General features: G+C 57.8%; 16 protein-coding genes. 13 read left to right on the forward strand and 3 right to left on the reverse strand.

The features are described from left to right. Positions 1–48: 48 nt before the first annotated feature. Positions 49–3255 carry a calcium-binding protein gene (locus I2H38_RS19750; protein WP_196273596.1) on the forward strand — a complete coding sequence of 1069 codons (3207 nt, stop codon included), beginning with the start codon at positions 49–51 and terminating at the stop codon, positions 3253–3255. A gap of 60 nt (positions 3256–3315) precedes the next feature. Here I2H38_RS19750 and I2H38_RS19755 read toward each other — a convergent pair whose 3' ends face one another. From I2H38_RS19755 to I2H38_RS19765, 3 genes are all read right to left on the reverse strand, one after another. Further along, a complete protein-coding gene (locus I2H38_RS19755; protein ID WP_196273597.1) occupies positions 3316–3900 on the reverse strand; it encodes a recombinase family protein in 585 nt (194 codons plus the stop codon). Positions 3901–4351: 451 nt separating this feature from the next. Continuing rightward, a complete protein-coding gene (repC, locus tag I2H38_RS19760) occupies positions 4352–5593 on the reverse strand; it encodes a plasmid replication protein RepC (RefSeq protein WP_196273598.1) in 1242 nt (413 codons plus the stop codon). Between the two features lie 332 nt (positions 5594–5925). Continuing rightward, complete coding sequence (locus I2H38_RS19765) at positions 5926–6291, reverse strand: hypothetical protein (protein WP_196273599.1); 366 nt, start codon at positions 6289–6291, stop codon at positions 5926–5928. Positions 6292–6645: 354 nt separating this feature from the next. Between I2H38_RS19765 and I2H38_RS19770 the strand changes: the two genes are divergently transcribed. The 12 genes from I2H38_RS19770 (at position 6646) to I2H38_RS19825 (ending at position 18911) form a co-directional block, all read left to right on the forward strand. Then, positions 6646–6939 carry a hypothetical protein gene (locus tag I2H38_RS19770; protein ID WP_196273600.1) on the forward strand — a complete coding sequence of 98 codons (294 nt, stop codon included), beginning with the start codon at positions 6646–6648 and terminating at the stop codon, positions 6937–6939. A 2-nt stretch (positions 6940–6941) separates the two neighbouring features. Further along, positions 6942–7658 (forward strand): transglycosylase SLT domain-containing protein, encoded by a 717-nt coding sequence (locus I2H38_RS19775; RefSeq protein ID WP_196273601.1) that lies wholly within the window; start codon positions 6942–6944, stop codon positions 7656–7658. Further along, complete coding sequence (locus tag I2H38_RS19780) at positions 7655–7951, forward strand: TrbC/VirB2 family protein (RefSeq protein WP_196273602.1); 297 nt, start codon at positions 7655–7657, stop codon at positions 7949–7951. Before I2H38_RS19775 ends, I2H38_RS19780 begins: the two co-directional genes overlap by 4 nt. A gap of 8 nt (positions 7952–7959) precedes the next feature. After that, positions 7960–8292 (forward strand): type IV secretion system protein VirB3, encoded by a 333-nt coding sequence (locus I2H38_RS19785; RefSeq protein ID WP_196273603.1) that lies wholly within the window; start codon positions 7960–7962, stop codon positions 8290–8292. After that, entirely contained in the window at positions 8285–10645 is a 2361-nt protein-coding gene (locus I2H38_RS19790; protein WP_196273604.1) for a VirB4 family type IV secretion/conjugal transfer ATPase, read from the forward strand. The genes I2H38_RS19785 and I2H38_RS19790 overlap by 8 nt, the downstream gene beginning before the upstream one ends. A gap of 1 nt (position 10646) precedes the next feature. After that, positions 10647–11354, forward strand: coding sequence for a P-type DNA transfer protein VirB5 (gene virB5 / locus I2H38_RS19795; RefSeq protein ID WP_196273605.1), 708 nt, complete (start codon positions 10647–10649; stop codon positions 11352–11354). Positions 11355–11402: 48 nt separating this feature from the next. After that, positions 11403–12359, forward strand: a complete 957-nt coding sequence (locus I2H38_RS19800; RefSeq protein ID WP_196273606.1) for a type IV secretion system protein — start codon at positions 11403–11405, stop codon at positions 12357–12359. A 486-nt stretch (positions 12360–12845) separates the two neighbouring features. Next, positions 12846–13553, forward strand: a complete 708-nt coding sequence (locus I2H38_RS19805) for a virB8 family protein (RefSeq protein WP_196273607.1) — start codon at positions 12846–12848, stop codon at positions 13551–13553. Continuing rightward, a complete protein-coding gene (gene virB9, locus I2H38_RS19810) occupies positions 13550–14395 on the forward strand; it encodes a P-type conjugative transfer protein VirB9 (protein ID WP_196273608.1) in 846 nt (281 codons plus the stop codon). Before I2H38_RS19805 ends, virB9 begins: the two co-directional genes overlap by 4 nt. 9 nt (positions 14396–14404) lie before the next feature. Then, entirely contained in the window at positions 14405–15553 is a 1149-nt protein-coding gene (gene virB10, locus I2H38_RS19815; RefSeq protein WP_196273609.1) for a type IV secretion system protein VirB10, read from the forward strand. Next, positions 15553–16608, forward strand: a complete 1056-nt coding sequence (gene virB11, locus I2H38_RS19820; protein WP_196273610.1) for a P-type DNA transfer ATPase VirB11 — start codon at positions 15553–15555, stop codon at positions 16606–16608. Before virB10 ends, virB11 begins: the two co-directional genes overlap by 1 nt. Before the next feature lie 20 nt (positions 16609–16628). After that, positions 16629–18911 carry a DNA topoisomerase gene (locus I2H38_RS19825; RefSeq protein WP_196273611.1) on the forward strand — a complete coding sequence of 761 codons (2283 nt, stop codon included), beginning with the start codon at positions 16629–16631 and terminating at the stop codon, positions 18909–18911. Positions 18912–18943: the final 32 nt, after the last annotated feature.

The following is an 18943-nucleotide window of genomic DNA, read 5'->3' on the forward strand; positions in this document are numbered from 1 at the left end:
GCTACGATTACCGGAGCAGTGTCGCTGGGCTCGGGTAACGACCGGTTGATGAACACGGGCACGATTACGGGGGCCGTGGACCTTGGAACGGGCTCCGATTACCTCACCAACGCGGGCACGATCAAGGGGGCCGTAAACCTTGGAACGGGCTCCGATTACCTCACCAACACGGGCACGATTACGGGGGCCGTAGATCTTGGAGCCGGCTCCGATGACCTCACCAACAATGGCACGATAGCCGGAACGGTCGATCTCGGGGATGGTGATGATCGCTTCACCACTACCAAAGCCGTTACGGGCACCATTGCCTTGGGTATCGGCAATGACTTTTTTGACGCTCGTGGTAACTGGGATTCCACCAACAATAAAGCGTATGCGCTCGGCTCGATCTCGGGCGGTGAAGGAAATGACACCATTCACGGCGGCTTCGGAAATGACACGATCTCAGGAGGGAATGGGAACGACCTCATGAGCGGTGGCGCGGGCGCAGATGCGTTCAATGGCGACTCCGGATTTGACACCGTCACTTATGAAGAGGCTTTCGAAGGGATAGCGGTCAGCTTGGCAACGGGGCGCGGAACTGGTGGCGGCGCTTTGGGGGACACATTCGCTAGCATCGAAAAAATTATTGGCTCCAGATACGCGGATCTGATCGAAGGCGACACGCTGAGCAACATGCTCGTGGGTGGCGAAGGCGACGATACTCTTGACGGCGGCCGCTCCGCCGACACGCTCGCGGGCGGAACCGGCGACGATAAGTACTACATCGACAATTCCAGCGACGTGATTACTGAAAATCCCGATGAGGGCATAGATACAGCGATCATCACGGCGAATTTCTTCGAGCTGGGTGCGGGGCAGAGCGTCGAGACGATGCGCGTCCAAAGTGGTTATACCAGCTGGGTGCGAGGCAACGAACTTGCCAACGAAATTTACGGCAGCGCCGGCGATGATACCCTCGAAGGAGGTGACGGTGATGACTATCTGAGCGGCGGAGCGGGCTTCAACAGGCTCTTTGGAGGCAACGGCAAAGACTCCCTCATTGGCGGCAACCAGGGTAATATTCTAGACGGTGGCGCTGGCGCAGACGTACTTGTTGGCGGGTCAGGCAACGACACGTTCGTAATTGATAGCTTGACCGATGTGTTCCGCGAAGCCGCCACGGGAGGGCGGGATACCGCCATCGTCTCGATCGATTACGACCTGAGCGTCTTAGACAAGCTCAAGATCATTGACGTGCTGACGGCTGCGGTGGGGTCTGCGAACCTCAAGTTGAGGGGCAACGACCTCGCGAATACGATCAACGGCAACGACGGCGATAACACAATTGATGGTGCTGGCGGCGACGACACAATGGCAGGCGGCAAGGGAGACGATGTCTACTATGTCGATAGCGCTAAGGATGCCGTGATCGAATTGGCCGGTGAAGGCTACGACAAGATTTATACGAGCATATCGCTAAGCTCGGTCGCAAACGTCGAAGAAATCATCATGACGGGGTCAGGGGATGGCGTCATTGTTATCACTGATCCAGGCGGAACCAATGTTGAGGGCAATGACGGCAATAATACGCTCGTCGGAGCTGATGGAAACGACACCTTAAGCGGCGGTGGCGGTGACGATTCCCTCGACGGAGGTAGCGGCAACGATGTGATAGACGGTGGACCTGGCGATGACACACTTGTCGGCGGAGATGGACACGACAGCCTAAACGGCGGGGATGGCAACGACCTTCTCGACGGCGGAGCGGGCGATGACATTCTTGTGGGTGGTGCCGGTAACGACACGCTTCGCGGCGGCGACGGGAACGACAGTCTAGATGGCGGGGACGGTAATGACCTCCTCGATGGTGGAACAGGTAACGACACACTCTTCGGTGGACCTGGCGATGACTCACTCCACGGAGGGGACGGACACGACAGCCTAGATGGCGGGGATGGTAACGACCTTCTTGAAGGCGGGACGGGTGATGACATTCTCGTGGGTGGTGCCGGTAACGACCTCCTCGATGGTGGCATAGGTAACGACACGCTCGACGGTGGGCCTGGTGATGACACACTCCACGGAGGGGCGGGCCTTGACGTTCTGAATGGACACGACGGAAACGACGTGTTGGACGGTGGGGCAGGTGCCGACACCATGACGGGAGGCGCTGGCAATGACACTTACTACGTCGACAACTTCGACGATGTGGTGATTGAAGCAGCCAATGAGGGCATCGATACAATCGTGACCTCGGTCAACTACGTCTTGAACCCAGCCGCTTCGATTGAAGTCATCCGCGCTATGGAGAACAATCAGGCCATAAATCTTACAGGCAACGCCGACTCAAACACGCTCATTGGCAATGCAGCGAGCAATGTGCTCGACGGCGGGGCCGGGGCAGACGTGATGCAAGGCGGCGGTGGGAATGACACATACATCGTCGATAATCAGTTCGACGTAGTCATTGAACTGGCAGACGGCGGGTATGACACCGTAATTGCGAGTGCAACCTATAGCATTGCCGATACCTCGGTTGAGGCTATTAAAGCGGCCACCGGCACAGCTGCTATTGGGCTCACAGGGAACGCCCTAAGCAACACTATTACCGGCAATGATGGGAACAACACCCTGAACGGAGGTGCGGGGGCCGACTTCATGGCGGGAGGTGCCGGAGATGACACCTACTATGTCGATAATGTCGGTGACACGATTAATGACACGTCCGGTTACGACACCGTGATCACCTCGATCAATTATGTCCTGACCGATGGCATTGAAGCTCTCGTTGCTGCGGCCGGAAGCACCTCTCTGAACCTTGCCGGGAACAGCCTCAACAACGATATGAGAGGCAATAACGGAGGGGATAGCCTGAACGGTCTTGGAGGCAACGACACGCTCACCGGAGGTGCCGGAAAAGATACGCTTACCGGTGGTTCCGGCAAAGATACGTTCGTGTTCAACACCAAGCTCGATGCGAAGAAGAACATCGACAAGATCGCTGACTTCAATGTCAAGGACGACACAATTTGGCTGGACAACGCTATCTTCGCGAAACTCGGCAAGGGCACAGCTCTGAAGCCGGCCAAGCTCAACAAGGCGTTCTTCACCATTGGCGACAAGGCCAAGGACAAGAACGACTTCGTCATCTACGACAAGGCGAAAGGCGTATTGTATTACGACGCGGACGGCTCCGGAAATAAGCCTGCGGTGGCGTTCGCGACGATCAAGAAAGGCCTCAAGATGACGGCTGCGGATTTCTTCGTGATTTGAGACGCCCCTCTCGAATCCTGAAGACGAGAGAGGGCCGCGCGAGCGGCCCTCTTTTCGCTTCTACACCGTCGTTGGCCCGACGCGATATTTTGCGCGGCCACCTGGGAAGTGGCGGGCCAGCGTCGAGACCGTGACATTGAACTGAGGGGCGATATCGGAGAAAGGGCGGTCGGTTTGCTGCAGAAGTAGCAAGATCGTTCCTTTGTCGACCTCTGACAGGGCCTCGGGACGGCCACCTTGTCGGCCTCGGGCACGGGCGGCGATTAAACCCGCGTTGGTCCGCTCGCGGATCATGTCGCGTTCGAACTGCGCCACAGCCGAAAAGATCGTGTAAACGAGCGCCCCTCCTGGGGTGGACGTGTCGATCTGCTCAGTCAATGACCTAAGCCCGATTCCGCGGGTCTTCAGATCCTCCATGGTCTCGATGAGCTGCCGTGTGGAACGCGCCAGGCGATCGAACTTCCACACAACAAGCGTATCGCCGGGGCGGAGATAGGACAAAGCGCCCGCAAGCTGCGGACGATCCTGTTTCGCGCCGGAAGCGGTTTCTTGAAAGATGCGCTCGCAACCGGCCGCCGTAAGTGCGTCGATCTGCAAGGCGGGGTCCTGATCCATGGTCGAAACGCGGGCGTAACCTATGAGCATTGCAAAACTCATCACCGAGGAGGTTTTGCGACATTTGATTATGAGATGGGATTTTGCGCAAGATCCTTCCCAAGGATCTCCGGCCGCGCAACTCCACGCAGTTACGTTCTCTCAAAAACGACCGTTTTTGAGAGACGTTCGATCGCTTTGACAATCGCTCGATTGCATGTTCTCATTTCGTTCTATTTACTCGAGGTACGAACATGGCCCGCTCGTCCAGAAGACGCGACTTGCCGCTTGATCTCTTCCGCAAAGTCGAGGGTCCGTCTCTCCTGGCGTCGTTGGGCGCAACACGCGAAGTCCTTTGTCGAACGAGGTTCCCGCTCCGATCCGTGGATTATCAGGCCTCTCGCGAGATCATTGCGAGGATCGATGATCTCGCTGGCCTCCTGACTGGCGATAGGACCTATTTTCATGCGAAATCCGTATCGGTGGATTACAACATTCCGACCTAATGGACGTGATTTTGCTCTGACAGCCCATAGAGGGTGCGAGCGATATTCAGTTCACCGACCTGTGCCTTCCCGAGCATGCCTCGTAAGTAGCCTCCGGGCTTTGCAACAGTGCCTGCCTGGTGTTTTTCGAGAATGACGGCAATGGCGACGGCAGCAAGGTGATCACCAAGCACGGAGCAGGCCTCACGCCACGCGGGCTCGCTCACTCCGAGTTCGGGCCGAACGTGGTTTGCGAGTTTGATCAGGTCCCACCACGTGTTCGGTGGTTCATACCCATAAGAGCCAATGCCGGGACAGGCCGCGTTCACAAGGCCAAGCGGAATCTGCTCAATCTCCGACGTTTCCGCGCCCCGCAACGGTTTTGGGGTTTGCTCGACGGTCAAACCAAACTCAGGCTTCCGGAAGCCTCTTCTTCCGGCGAAGCCGGTCGCATTCGAACTTTGTGATGCGTCAGCATCACGCCGCTCATTACTTTTACGATTAGGGAGGTTGGTTGTAGTTAGTATGTGAGTGCCGTTTTTGGCACCCTTGGGTGACTCTTTCTTGAGATTTGAAGCCTCATTGAACGCTTCCTCCACAACGATGCGGAGATCCAGAAGTTGGTTCACGAGGTCCTGCAGGGACGCGGCGCTGCGTCGGCGCTCGATGACACGCTCCAGATCACCCTGCCAGCCTTCCCAATCACCCGGCAAATCGTGCTCGATGCCCGCCGCAACAATCATCTGTACGGTCTGGCGCACGACGGTGAACTCGCGTTGCAGTGCCTGGCGCTCGGCGCGCTGCGCCTGGGCCTCTGCGGCGACCTCCACGAACTCCGCGTAACGAACCGCGATAGGTGAAAGGTCAAAGCCGTAACCGGCGACGATGCGGCCGTCCTTCGCACGCCGACCCCAACGCTTCCCGTTCGGGCTGTCGGTCGGCACGATCAAGCTGAGGTCAACAAGCTCGCGCATATGCCGCCGCACCGAGGTCAAAGAAAGGCCTGTCTGATCGCACAGCCAATCATTTGAGGGCCACACGACGGGACGAACGCCCTGCGTCGTCCAATCTTGATCCTCGGACGTGGCAAAGAGCATGTCGATCAAAGCGACACCTCGAAGCGTCAAGCCGATGGCACGCGCGGCCTTCTTGAGAGCTCCCAGGTAGCGGGTCCGCGAAATCACCGGATCTGGGCTGAATTGTTCCGCGAGCGAGCGCGCCCTGGCGAGCCCCTCCGTATAGCGTCTCGTACCTTGCATTTTACCCCCTAGAGCGGAGGCAAAGCAAAACTGTTCGCCGAATCGACGTTACGCTTGACAATGATTCGGGGAGGGGGGTAATTTGCCGGTATTCGATTTACGGCATGTCCCCACCTCGGGGCTGAACAGTTTCAAAGGCTCTCGAAGTTGGCGCTTCGGGGGCCTTTCTCTTTGCCTATCGCGTATCCTTTCGCCGCATGAAAAAAGTCGTGACCGGGGCCACATACGCACCGTGTCGTGAGTCGCATAGAAGTGGCAAGGCAGGCCCCGGAAACAACTGTGATTCGATACGTTATTGTATCAACAATTGTTGGGGATAAGACAATATCAGGTTAACGGTCAAGCTCGCGCTGTGGTGGTGTTGCCGGAAGGCCCAGCAGCTCGCGGAGGAGATCCGTCTCCGTAAAGTCGAGTTCAAAGGCGCGGCCCCGGTGTTGACGATTGGGAACGGCCCGTCGCGTCAAAATTCCGATATCGACCAAAGTCTTAATGAACGGGGTAAAGCTTGCATAATCATGACCATAGACTTCGGCCAATCGGGCGGCCGTGACGACCTCGCCTCGCTGCTTCAGGCCCGCAATGGTCGCCAAAATCCCAATATAAATAATCTTCTGTCGCGGGGGGAAGTCGGCCAAACGATCAAGCACGATCTGCACCATGTAAAGGGCTGGGGGCTGCAATACGTAAAGTTGTTGCATGTGTTTTAATGCTGCCTTATTACCAATATCAAGCGCCTTGACGTCACACCGCGAATCTGCCTCGCGGCTGTAACTTTAGAGCGAGAGCGGTTGAGGCGCGAATCCGCCAAGCTTGGGGGCAAGCAAATGATCAATCCGACTCGTCTTCGTAACGTTATATTGGCCTGCGTCCTCGGTGCTTCTTGCGTCTTCGCTCCGCAGATCAAGGCTGATGACCACGGATGCCAAGTGCTTCTGTGCCTCGCAAACCCAGGTGGTGCAACACAATACGCGGAGTGTGTGCCTCCAATTACAAAGCTCTATCAGGATCTTGCCAAGGGGAAGCCCTTTCCAATGTGCACGGGCGCTGGCGGAATGGAGACAACGTCTCCGGTTTACGATCCTTACTTCTGCGCGAGCGGTCATATTCTCGACTACGATAAGACAATTCCCGTCTGCCGGAGCCCTGCGCGCACACAGGTCGTCGATTGTCCCGTGGAAGGCGACGAGGGACCGACGCCGCCGCTGGGTGGGCCGGTGCGGGTCATCGAGGGCGGGAAGGAAGTCTGCAAGGACTTCGAGTTTTCGGCTGTTAAGACCAACGAAAAGCCCTCGTACATCGATGTGACGGTTGCTGCGACCGGCCAAAAAACCCGCATTAGGTTCTAAGCATGGATGCCGCATTTCTGGATCTCGCGGCCCAATGCGCGCCGCAGGTCCCGGCCGCAACGATTGCCGCAATCGTGCGTGTCGAGACAGATTTTAACCCACTCGCTATTCGCCTCAACTCAGCGGGCGGGCCGGGCCTTCCTCGGCAACCACTGAACAAAGCCGAGGCGATAACTCGTGCAAAGACGCTCCTCGCAGCTGGTCAAGATCTCGATCTCGGCTTAGCGGGGGTGCCCGCCGACGAGTTTGAGAAAGCCGGCCTGCCAATCGAGGCGGCTTTCGAACCCTGCCAATCCCTACGCATGGCCGCGCGCCTAATCGACAACGCCTGGAAGGTCGCTGCTCGACTCGGCAAACCTGATGCTGCTGAGCGTCAAGCAATCGCGGCCTATTACGGGCGCGGTGATCCGTCAGCGGGCCGCGAAGCGGGATATGACGAACGAGTGTTGGAAGCGAAGGCGGATCTCGCACCTCGGCTTCCGACCCTGGCGCTGCGCGTCAGCGATAGAGCTTTGCCGCGTCGTGAGCGGTTCAAAGGGGCGTCGGATGAACCGGCGCTCGCATCCACTCCACCAAGCAACCCAGAGCCTCCGCGAGAGGCCGTGCGGGCGGAATCGGCCGAAGAGGCGGCTCCGTCCTGGGACGTATTTGGGGCCTCCCGCAAGCGCGGGGCTTCGATGGTGGTTTTCAACGTTCAAACGGGGACGAAAACCAAATGAAAAAACAGACAATTGTTACAGCCGCGCTCATTGCTGCCGGGGCCTCCCTCGTCATGATGGAACCGGCATTCGCTCAGGCGGGCGGCGGCTTAAACCTCGAGGGATTCCTACAGAATATCCTCTCCATGCTGACCGGCACGGTCGCGAAACTCCTGGCGACCATCGCGCTCATCGTCATCGGCATTGCCTGGCTGTTCCTCGGCATGGATAAGCGGGTCGCCGGGACATGGGTTGTCGCCGTGATGATTATCTTCGGCGCTCCTCAAATCCTCAACATGATCGTCGGGAGCTAAGGCGCATCATGGATGACAGTTTGCACGAGGACCCGTTGTTCCTCGCGTGTACGCGGCCGGCGATGATCGGTGGCGTCACCATGGAAGCCGTGGGAGTCAACGTTCTGTTCTCGTGCATTCTGTTTATCGCGGCCGGGAACATTTTTTACATGGCAATCGGCGGTGTCCTGCATCTGATTTGCAGGGCTCTTTGCAAGCACGATCCAAACATATTTCGGGTCTTGAACGCATGGCGCGAGACAAAAGCGCGCTGTTTGAACCGCTTCTACTGGGGCGGTTCGTCTGTGAGCCCTCTCAAGGTCCATCGTCGGTACAATTTGAAGGATTTTAACCTTGAATAGTGCTGCCCGGAGAAAGACGGAGGTCGAGGCTGATCGGTTCGTGCCTTACGTTCGTCATGTGAACGATACCGTCATTTCGCTGCGTGCTGGCGACCTTATGACGGTCATGAAGCTCGAAGGTGTGTCGTTTGAGACGGCAGATTTCAGCGACATCGAGCGCCTGCATTTTCAACTCAATTCATTGTGGCAGAATGTTTCGGATGAGCGGCTGGCCGTCTGGACCCATATCGTCCGCCGTCGCGAAAGCATCTATCCCGAGGGCGACTTCAAGTCCGAATTCTCGGAGAGGCTCAATGCCAAGTATAAGGCGCGTCTGCTCGGGGAAGAGCTTTTCCGGAATGACATTTATCTGACGTTGGTTTGGCAGACCCGGCAGGGCGCGGCCAAAGCGGCGAACTCGCTCTCGAAGCTCTTCGGCTTTCAAAAAGCCGGGGGGGAGATGTACGAGGATGGGATTAAGAAGCTCGAAAAGGTCGTTTCGACCGTCAAAGAAGGGCTCGCGACCTATCGGCCGGAGATCCTGAGTCTCGTAGCACGAGACGGCCTGGTGTTCTCGGAACCCATGGAGTTCCTGCATCGCATCATCTGCGGTGAACACCGGGATATGCCGCTCGTGCAAGGGCTCCTTGCCTCGGCGCTCTACACCAACCGCCTAATATTTGGACCGGAAACAATCCAGATCCGAAGCCCCGGCCGAACCAAGCTCGCGGGAATGCTCGCCATTAAGGAGTACCCGGCGACGACGCGACCGGGCATGTTGAACCGGCTCCTGAAAGTGCCGTTCGAATTTACCCTGACGCAGAGCTTTGGATTCATGTCGCAATCGACAGCTCAAAGTCTGATGACCCGCAAGCAAAACCAGATGGTGAGTTCTGGCGACAAGGGCATCAGCCAATTGCTTCAGCTTGACGAGGCTCAGGACGATCTCATTTCGAACCGAATGGTGATGGGTGAACATCACCTCGTCCTGCTGGTGTTCGGCTCGGACGGCAAGAGCCTCCTCGACAATCTCGGCCATGCCAGCGCCCGGCTTTCAAGCGGCGGCGCGATTGTGGCGCGCGAAGACCTCGCGATTGAAGCCGCCTATTGGTCCCAGCTGCCGGGGAACTTCGGGCATCGGGCGCGATCGGGGGCCATCACTTCCCGTAATTTCGCCTCGCTTGCCCCGCTCCATGGTTTCCCTCAAGGACGGGCGGAAGGGAACCATTGGGGGCCGGCCGTTACGCTCCTTAAGACGACCGCAGGGAGTCCCTATTTCTTCAACTTTCATGCCGGCGATCTCGGAAACACGCTCATGATCGGGCCATCCGGATCAGGTAAGACGCTGACGCTCAACTTCTTATTGGCGCAGTTAGAGAAATTCGTTCCGAGGGGCGTCGTCTTCGACAAGGACCGGGGCGCAGAGCTGTTCGTAAGAGCCTCAGGTGGGTCCTATCTCCCCTTACAGAACGGCAAGCCTACAGGCTGTGCGCCGTTCAAAGCGCTCGATCTGACACCGGCAAACATCGTGTTCTTGTCTCAGTTCGTGAGGAAGCTTGTTCAGGTCGAGGGAAAGCCGCTCAAGATTCAGGAACTCGCGGCCCTCGATCGGGCGATCCTGGCGCTTCGGGAACTTCCGATCCACCAGCGTTCCCTGATGACCTTGGCGGCGCACCTCGACAATACGGAGGCCGAAGGCCTCTATGCGCGCCTGGAACGTTGGATGCGCCCCGGCCCTCTTGGATGGGTCTTTGATGGCGAGAGCGATGAGATCAAACTCGACGCGCGTCTGATCGGGTACGACATGACGCAGTTTCTGGACAATCCAGAGATTCGCACCCCCCTGATGATGTACCTGTTTCATCGGGTGGAGTCCCTTATCAACGGGCAAAGGATCTGCATCGTCATTGACGAGTTTTGGAAAGCGCTGAACGACGAGGCGTTTGTCGATCTCGTGCAGAACAAGCTGAAGACCATTCGTAAGCAGAATGGTTTCTTGGTGTTTGCAACACAGAGCCCACAGGACGCGCTATCTTCGCCCATCGCGCACACGATTATCGAGCAGTGCCCTACGAAGATCTATTTTCCAAACCCGAACGGAAAAGAAGACGATTACGTGAAGGGCTATAACTGCTCACGTCGCGAGTACCAGCTCATTCAAAAGGAAATGTCGAGCGATCTACGGCAGTTCCTCATCAAGCAAAATCGCAACTCGATTGTCGTTGAACTGAACCTCCGGGGGATGGACGACGAGATCGCCCTTCTCTCGACCCGCGAAGAGACTTACCGGCTCGTGGAGGAGATCATCGCGGAGCACGGCTCCGACCCAGCCGTTTGGTGCCCGATATTCCACGAGAAGAGACGGAGTTTGTAAGATGAAAAAGACCCTTCGTGTTCTGCTGTTGTCCTCAGCGTTCGCCTTCGGCGGAGCAATTGTTTCGGCTCCCGCATCGGCGCAAGGAATTCCAGTTTTTGACGCGAGCGCCATCGCCAATCAGTTGCAGCAGCTTCAGTCGATGGCTCAACAATTCGAGACACTCAAGCAGCAGCTCGACCAGGCACAACAACTCTATGGCTCGCTGAACAAGCTGACGGACATAAGCTCCATCGGTCAAATCCTGAACGACCCCGCGATCAGGCAGGCTCTCCCCCAAGAGTTCTCCCAGGTCGAGAACCTCCTCAAGGGCTCGGGCTCTGGATCATTCGGCGGCTCAAGCAGCCATTTCCAAGGCCAGAACGCCTTTTACGAGTCGAGCGCGAACACGTTCTATGCGCAGGAACTGGCGCGCGTGAACAAAGAGAATGCCGGCGCACAGAGCCTCGGGCAGGCCATGTATGACGCGGCCTCGAAGAGGATGCAGGGCATCGAAGCGCTCAAGCAACGTCTCGGCACGGCGTCCGATGCCAAGGAGGCGATGGATCTGCAAACGCGACTGAGCGCGGAAAGTGCATTTCTCCAGACGGATATTCTGCGGATGAATGCTCTCAAGATGGTGCAGGACGCACAAATTCAGGTCGCGGAACAGAGAAGCCGAGAGAACCGGCAAAAGCTGATCGACGATTTTGCAGCTGCTTTGCAATAACCCAAGGGCGAGCCGCCAGACTCGTCCGTTCATCAACGGGGCCGCAACATGGCAATTGATATTTTCCAGAAAATTGATGCGCATTTTGAAGCACCTATCCAGGCTTTCATCACTACCGGCGTAACCGGCGTGACGGCATATCTCACCACGCCGATGCGTGTAGCGGCGTCGTTGTACATCACCATCTATGGAATCATGATGTTTAGGGGTCTCGCGCAGGCCTCAGTGATGGATTTTCTGTTTCAATGTTTGAAAATTGTCATCATCATAACGTTGGCGACAAAGGCGGCAGAGTATCACCGATACGTGACCGACCTGTTCTACCAAACGTTACCACAGGGCATCGGAAACGCCCTAGCTAAAGGCAAAACCCTTTCGCCAAACGCGTTTGACAATCTGGCTCATACGGGATTTCAAGCCGGCCTTAATATTTGGAAGAAGGCAAGTTATACCGACCTCGGCGCGATGATAATTTGCGGGCTCGTCTTTCTATTCTCTGCACTCGGATCGGTAATCGCTTACGCCATTTCGTTGTACACCAAGGTCGCGCTTTCCGTCGTTCTCGCGGTCGGGCCTATCTTTATTAGTCTCGCGCTGTTCCAGCCAACACGCAAATTCACCGAAGGTTGGATCGGACAGGTTGCAAACTACGTCGTCTTGCAGGTGCTTGTTGTCGCCGTCCTCCTCCTCACTGTCTCGGTATCAGATCAACTCGCCACGCAAATAACGTCGGGGGATATTTTTATCACGGGCCTGAGCTACATCATTATTTACGCTCTCGCCGGCTTTATCGCCTTGCAGCTTCCAAGCATCGCTAGCGCCCTGGCGGCGGGCGGAGCCTCCCTCAGTATCGGCGTGGCCGCCGTTGGCGCGGCCGCAGCAGGCATCGCAGCAGGCAAGATTGCGTCCCGTGCAGCAGGGGCGGCGGGCCGGGCGGGGCTGAACGCGAGCAATCGGATGATGACAACGGCCATGCATGGCCGCCAACCCAACACACCAAGCTGATTAGGGTAACATTCATGATGAAGGCATTTGCCCGTGGTGGGGCCGTGGTGGCGCTTGCTCTTGTGTGCGCCGGATGTGGCTCGATCATTCCGAAGAGCGTTCCGTCCTGCGACGGGTACGCACGGCGGCCGCTGAATCGAGCGTTATGGGATTGGGAGGGCAAGAAAGGGACCGCTGAGCCGCAGACCTTTCCGGTGGAGCCGCCGAAACCGCTTGTACGGAAGGCCTCCCAAGAGCCCCCCACCTCGGCGCCTGCGATGACGGCGGGTGCGGCAAAAGCCCCAGAGGCTACCACTGTCGAGCCAGCATCGGCACTTAGGGGTTCAATCAATTCTGCACCAGAGGCGTCAGGCTTCAAGCCGACACCCATGCCCGGTTCGATCGCGCCTCTTCCTTCGGCGGGCTTCCAGCGCCGCGCAGAGGCACTCTCGAATATCAATATAGCGGCGTCTTACGAAGCCTGCACATCAAGCAAAGGGGACATCAATGTTGACGGATGAGAAAAGCTCCGGCGCGGCAGCCGTCAAGACGGAAGAACTGAAGGGCTACTTCGAGCGAGCACGCTCTTTTGAGTTGGATCGTCTCATCACAGCTCAGAAGTCGGCGCGTCTGGCGTGGACCATTGCAAGCGCGGCTGGCGGCATCGCTGCGATCGCAGTTCTTGCCGTGTGCATCATGACCCCGCTTCATTCCATCACGCCACTGGTCTTCCGGGTGGATAACGCGACCGGGATTGTCGAGAACATCACTTCCGTTGTCGATGGAAAGTGGACGGTTGATGAGGCAATGACGAAGGCTTACGCGGCCCGCTATATCAGGGCTCGCGAGGGCTATGCGCTCAACGAGGCTGAAGAGAATTTCAGGATCGTCTCGGCGTTTTCATCGCCGCAAGAACAAGAGCGTTTCGCGAATTCCTACAGCGGGCGAAACCCTGACAGTCCTCAAAATGTCTATGGTCGGAGCGGAATAGCGCGGGTGACGATCAAGTCAGTTGCGATCCCGAACAAGAGCCTAGTTCAGGTCCGTTTCATCCGCGAGGTTCGTCTCGGGGAGGAAAGAAAGGTTTCTCACTGGATCGCAACCCTCTCCTTTGCAATGACAGACAGAAAGCAGCTTAAGGAGCAAATCCTCCTCATTAATCCGACCGGCTTTGTCGTCACAGACTATCGCGTCGATCCGGAGGCGCTTCAATGAGACGGTTAGGTCTGGCTGTGATGCTGTCAACTGCGGTGAGCGGGGCTCACGCGCTGCAAACCCCGAACGGCGGATCTCGCGACGACAGAGTGCGAACGGTGATCTACGACCCGTCAAACGTGGTCAAGATAGTAGGCGCTTCGCGCGCCGCTACTCAAATCCAGTTCGCAGTGGATGAAGAGGTCGCCTTTGCCGCTGTGGGCGATTCAATCGCCTGGGAGGTCGTCAACGCGGGCTCCATGCTTTTCATTAAGCCGCGCGAAAGCCACCCTCCAACGAACATGCAGGTGGTCACAACCCGGCGCGATGGGAGCAGGCGGAGTTATATCTTCGAGCTTTCGTCGCGCGACGGCGGCATTAGCGCCGGCACGGAAAGTTACTTCCTTGTGAAATTCCAGTACCCGGATGACGACGCGGCGCGAGCACGGGCGGAAGCTGAGGCTCGGCAAGCGGTGGTCAATGCGCAGGCGGCCGACAACGTTCTGACCTATCATCAGTCGTTTGGTCCACGGAATTTCAGTTACACCGTGCAGGGCTCCGCGCCCTTTGAGCCCGTGTCTGTCTTTGACGACGGGAAGACCACGACCTTCACCTTTCCGGGGAACATGGAGGTTCCAGCGATCTACATGGAGAACTCGGACGGTTCGGAGTCGCTTGTGCCGAAAGACACAAGAGGGGATCTCATTGTCGCTCATGCTGTCGGCCGTAAGTTCATCTTGAGACGAGGCGGGCAAGCCATCTGCATTTTCAATGAGGCTTACGATCCGGCCGGCATCAATCCTGGGACCGGAACAACCTCTCCAAGCGTGCAACGCACGATCAAACTTCAGGCAACACGGTAGGATGCGGGCATGTCAGAGAAGGACGATAACGGTTTCAGCCTAGAAGGCGACAGAGGAATTGCGACCGCGACCGGAGCGAAAGCGCAGCTCGGCAAGATGAAGCTGCTCGCGGTCGTGATCGGCGGTGTCGGTCTGAGCGTGGCTGCGCTCCTCTTTGTCGGATCGGGCGGAAAAGAGCCGATCAATACCGGCCCCAAGACCGTCATTCGGCAGTCGTCCGAATTTGTGCCTGCTGTCCTCCCCATTACGCCGGTTGCCGCTCTGCCCATGGTTCCCATGCCGTCGCCGGCACAACAGGAAACGCGGGTCGAGAATGACAAGTTGCTAACCGCTAGCCGTAAGGCTCCCATCACAGCGTTTAACAGAGGGAGCACCAAGCCGGGTGGAGGCCCTAGTGATCCCGTCGCGCCTCGCGGGCCAGAAGAAAGGAGCGATCTCGATACGAAGCTGACACCGACGAGACTTGAGGGCGTCCGGGCTGGAATCCTCGGAAACCGGGATTTCATCATCACGCAGGGAACCTCGATCCCCTGCGTTCTTGAAACGGCCATGTCGAGCGATCAGCCGGGCTTCGTGACCTGCATCATCACGAGAGATATTCTCTCGGACAACGGCCGCGTCGTCCTATTGGACCGGAATACGAAGGTTATGGGCGAGTATCGAGGTGGCATAAAGCAAGGCCAAAAGCGCATGTTCGTGCTGTGGACACGGGCGACAACGCCAAAAGGGGTTGTCGTCGCCCTTGCTTCGCCTGGGACTGATCCGCTCGGCCGCGCCGGCTTCGATGGCGAGATCGATACTCACTGGTGGGAGCGCTTCGGCTCCTCAATGGTGCTGTCGTTGGTCGATGATGCTGCCGGGATCATGGCAAACCGCCTTACGGGAGGCCAAAGCAACAGCGGCGGCTATAACAATCAAAACAACTTCCAGAACACCCAAAGCAGTGGGAAGGACGCGGCCGCTATCGCCGTGCAAGAGTCAATCAACATTCCACCGACGCTCACGAAGAGCCAAGGCGAACTCGTCAACATCCTTGTCGCTCGGGATCTGGACTTCTCCACCATCTACGGCCTGAAGATTACTGAAGGGCGGACGAAGATCATCGATCGCGCGGCGACGGGCGATTTCGAGCGCTACACAGGCGTGGCGAGGCAGTGATGGCGAGCCAGGACAGACCGCAATCCGGCCCGGCGATTCCTGATGACGCGGTGGCCGCGTTCCGTGCGCAAGCGAAGCACCTGGCACCCTTCCTCCAGGACCAAGATTTGATAGAAATATGCGTCAACAAGCCCGGAGAGCTTGAGACGGAAAGCATTCAGGGGTGGGAACACCATAAGGTGCCACAGCTGACTTTTGAGAACCTGATGGCTTTCGCCAGTGTCGTTGCGAACCTTACGCACCAGAAGATCAATGACGAAAGCCCACTTCTCTCGGCCACGCTTCCTGACAATGAGCGTGTCCAAATCGTGATTCCTCCGGCGGTGCCGAAAAATACGGTAAGCCTCACGATCCGCAAGCCCTCGTTCGTGACGAGGGATCTCGAAAGCCTCAGCAGCGGGGGGATCTTCGAGGATGTGAAGAAGCCTGCCACGACCAAGAAGCTAGAGGCTGGCTCGGTGGATTGGGATCTCAAGACGGCGCTCGATGCCGGGGATTACATCACCTTCCTTCGTAAGGCCGTCCTTGGCAGGAAGAACATCATCATTTCCGGCGCGACCGGATCGGGCAAAACAACGCTCTCAAAGGCCCTGATCAAGAGTATTCCGCCCGAAGAGCGGATTATCACGATCGAGGACACTCCGGAGCTGGAGATTCCGCAGCCTAACCATGTGCGGCTGTTCTACTCGAAGGGCGGCCAGGGCCGCGCAAAGGTGGGTCCGAAGGATCTCTTGGAATCGTGCCTGCGTATGCGACCTGACCGCATCCTGTTGCAGGAGCTCCGCGACGGAACGGCCTTCTACTACATCCGAAACGTGAACTCGGGTCATCCGGGGTCGATTACGACCGTTCACGCGGATTCGGCTCCACTCGCCTTTGAGCAACTAACTCTTTTGGTCAAAGAGAGCGAAGGCGGTCGAGACCTAGAGCGCGGCGATATTCGAAATCTGCTCTACACGCTGGTTGACATCATCATCCAGTGCAAGCGGGTCAACGGCAAATTCCGGGTCACAGAAATCTATTTCGACCCTGAACGGCGCGGCGTCATCACTTAACGCCCCATAGGACTTTCCCCATGTCATCAATCGTCATCTGCGAGAAGCCGTCACAGGCGGCAAACATTCGTGCGGCTGTAGGCTCGCGCTACGGCTCGATCCTAGCCGCTCAAGGCCATCTGCTGAGACTGGAAGAGCCTCACGAGGTCAAGCCAGAATGGGAAAAGTGGAGTCTCGATGTACTTTTCCCACCGGCCGGTCGGTATGGCTACCGGGCGGACGATGGCGGGGGCAAAAGAACGCGGCTGGCGGAAATCGAGGTGGCCCTTCATACGGCCTCACGGGTCATCATCGCAACCGACTGTGACCGGGAAGGACAGGCAATCGGGGACGAGCTTTTGCGCTTCTTCGGGTTCAAGGGGGAAGTTCTACGGGCCATGTTCACGGCCGAGGACGAGAAGACGCTTCAGGCGGCGTTCACCTCCCTTGAGTCGAACGAGAAGTACCGCCCGCTCTATGACTCGGCGGTTGCGCGGCAACAGGCGGATCAAATCTACAACCTGACCATGACGCGGGCCGCCTCGCTGGTCCTCCGGCCGGATCACTGGCGGCAAGCGATCGGCATCGGCCGGGTGAAGACACCAACCCTCGGCCTGGTGTGCGGGCGCGAAATTGAAATTCGTGATTTCACGCCCCGGAACTATTTCGAGATAGTCGCCTCCGTGGCTGGTGCGGCTGGTTTGGTCGATCTCTGGTATCGCCCTCGTGGGGATGGGCGGATCTTCGACCTAGCCCAAGCTGAGGCCGTATCGACGGCCGCCCGTGCTTGCAGGGGGCCTCTCCGCGTCACCGGAGAGCATAAGCGGTCGGCCCCTCCGAAGCCTTTCGACCTACCGGCATTGCAAAAGCGGGCCGGTCAATGGGGCTGGACAGCAAAGCGTGTTCTTGAGACGGCGCAAGCCCTCTACGAGAAACATAAAATCACGACCTATCCGCGCGCGGAAACTCGCTATCTGCCTGAGAACCTGGCAGTTCAAGCGCCGGCACTCCTCGAGGCGCTTCGGCGTCTCGAGGAGTATGAGGCACTGGCCCCTGCCTCGCCGCAGATCCGCGCGGGAAAAAGCGGAACGTACTCCGACAAAGGCCTCGATGGCGCGTCACACCATGCCATCATTCCAAACGTGAATACGGCAGAGCGCTTTGAAACGATCCTGCCGCAGCTCAACGAAGATGAGCGTCGGCTGTTCGATCTGATCGCGCGGGCCTGGCTGGCGGCCGTCTCGGCAGATCACGAGTTTGATGAAACCGTGATGCGCTTGGAGGTCATGGTTGGCGGCGAAGCTTTTGAACTGACCGCGAAAGGGCGGGTGGAAACCCTTGCCGGTTGGAAAACCCTTTTTCGAGAGGATGGGGAAGGCCACGACGAGGAAGACCGTGCCTCGCAGCTGCCAGCGCTAGTGGACGGTGAAGCCGTCTCAGTGAACAGCGCACGCGTGATTTCCAAGAGGACAGAGCCCCCGGCACGGTTCTCTGAAGGCGAACTCGTGGACGCGATGAAAAACGCCTGGAAGTTCGTCACCGACGAAGCCGAACGCGAGCGCCTGAAGGACGCGAAGGGAATCGGGACGCCGGCAACACGGGATACGATCATCGAAGGCCTGAAGGTGCAGACCCTGATTGCCCTTGATAAAGGGAAGCTCAAACCCACTGAGGTTGGCCTGTGGCTTTACGAGCTGGTGCGCAGTGGCGCACCAGAACTGGTAGATCCAGGGGCGACAGCACGGATGGAAAGCCGGCTAGATGATGTATTGGCCGGAACCGTGTCGGTTGATACGGTTATTCACGAAGTGGTTGAACGCACCAGGGCTCTTGTTGCGGCGGTTGTCTCTGCGAAGGCTTCAGCCGTGCTGCCGGCGATCAAACGGTCGCCCTCCTCGAAAATGCTCGAAGCCGCCAAGGCCAAGGCCAAACGGGAGGGGAAACGGCTCCCACGGGAGATCGCCGAAGACTTCGACCGCTGCCGGGAGTACCTGGGGCCACTTTCAGACGGCCCTAGAACGCCTAGCGATAAACAGGTAGAGTTTGCCCGCAAGATCGCGGCGGAAACCGGCCGACAGCTCTCGGAAGAGGATTTAGCCGATTCCACAACACTGTCGGCTTGGATTGACGAGGCTCAGAAGGGCAAGCCGATTCAGCTTGCCAGTGCAAAGCAGCTGGAATGGATCAAGAAGCTGGTAGGCGACGGCGCGAAGGCCCCGAAGGGCTTTCCGGACGCCGTCTCAGCGAGTGACGCGAGCGCCTTCCTCGATAAGCATTTCGGGAAAAAGAAAGACTCGGGAGCCAAGAGCGCAGCGCGCCGATAGGCCGCGCTCCATCTCTGGAAACACAAAGGGCG

It is taken from the genome of Microvirga alba, from assembly GCF_015694465.1.
Lineage (GTDB): Bacteria > Pseudomonadota > Alphaproteobacteria > Rhizobiales > Beijerinckiaceae > Microvirga > Microvirga alba.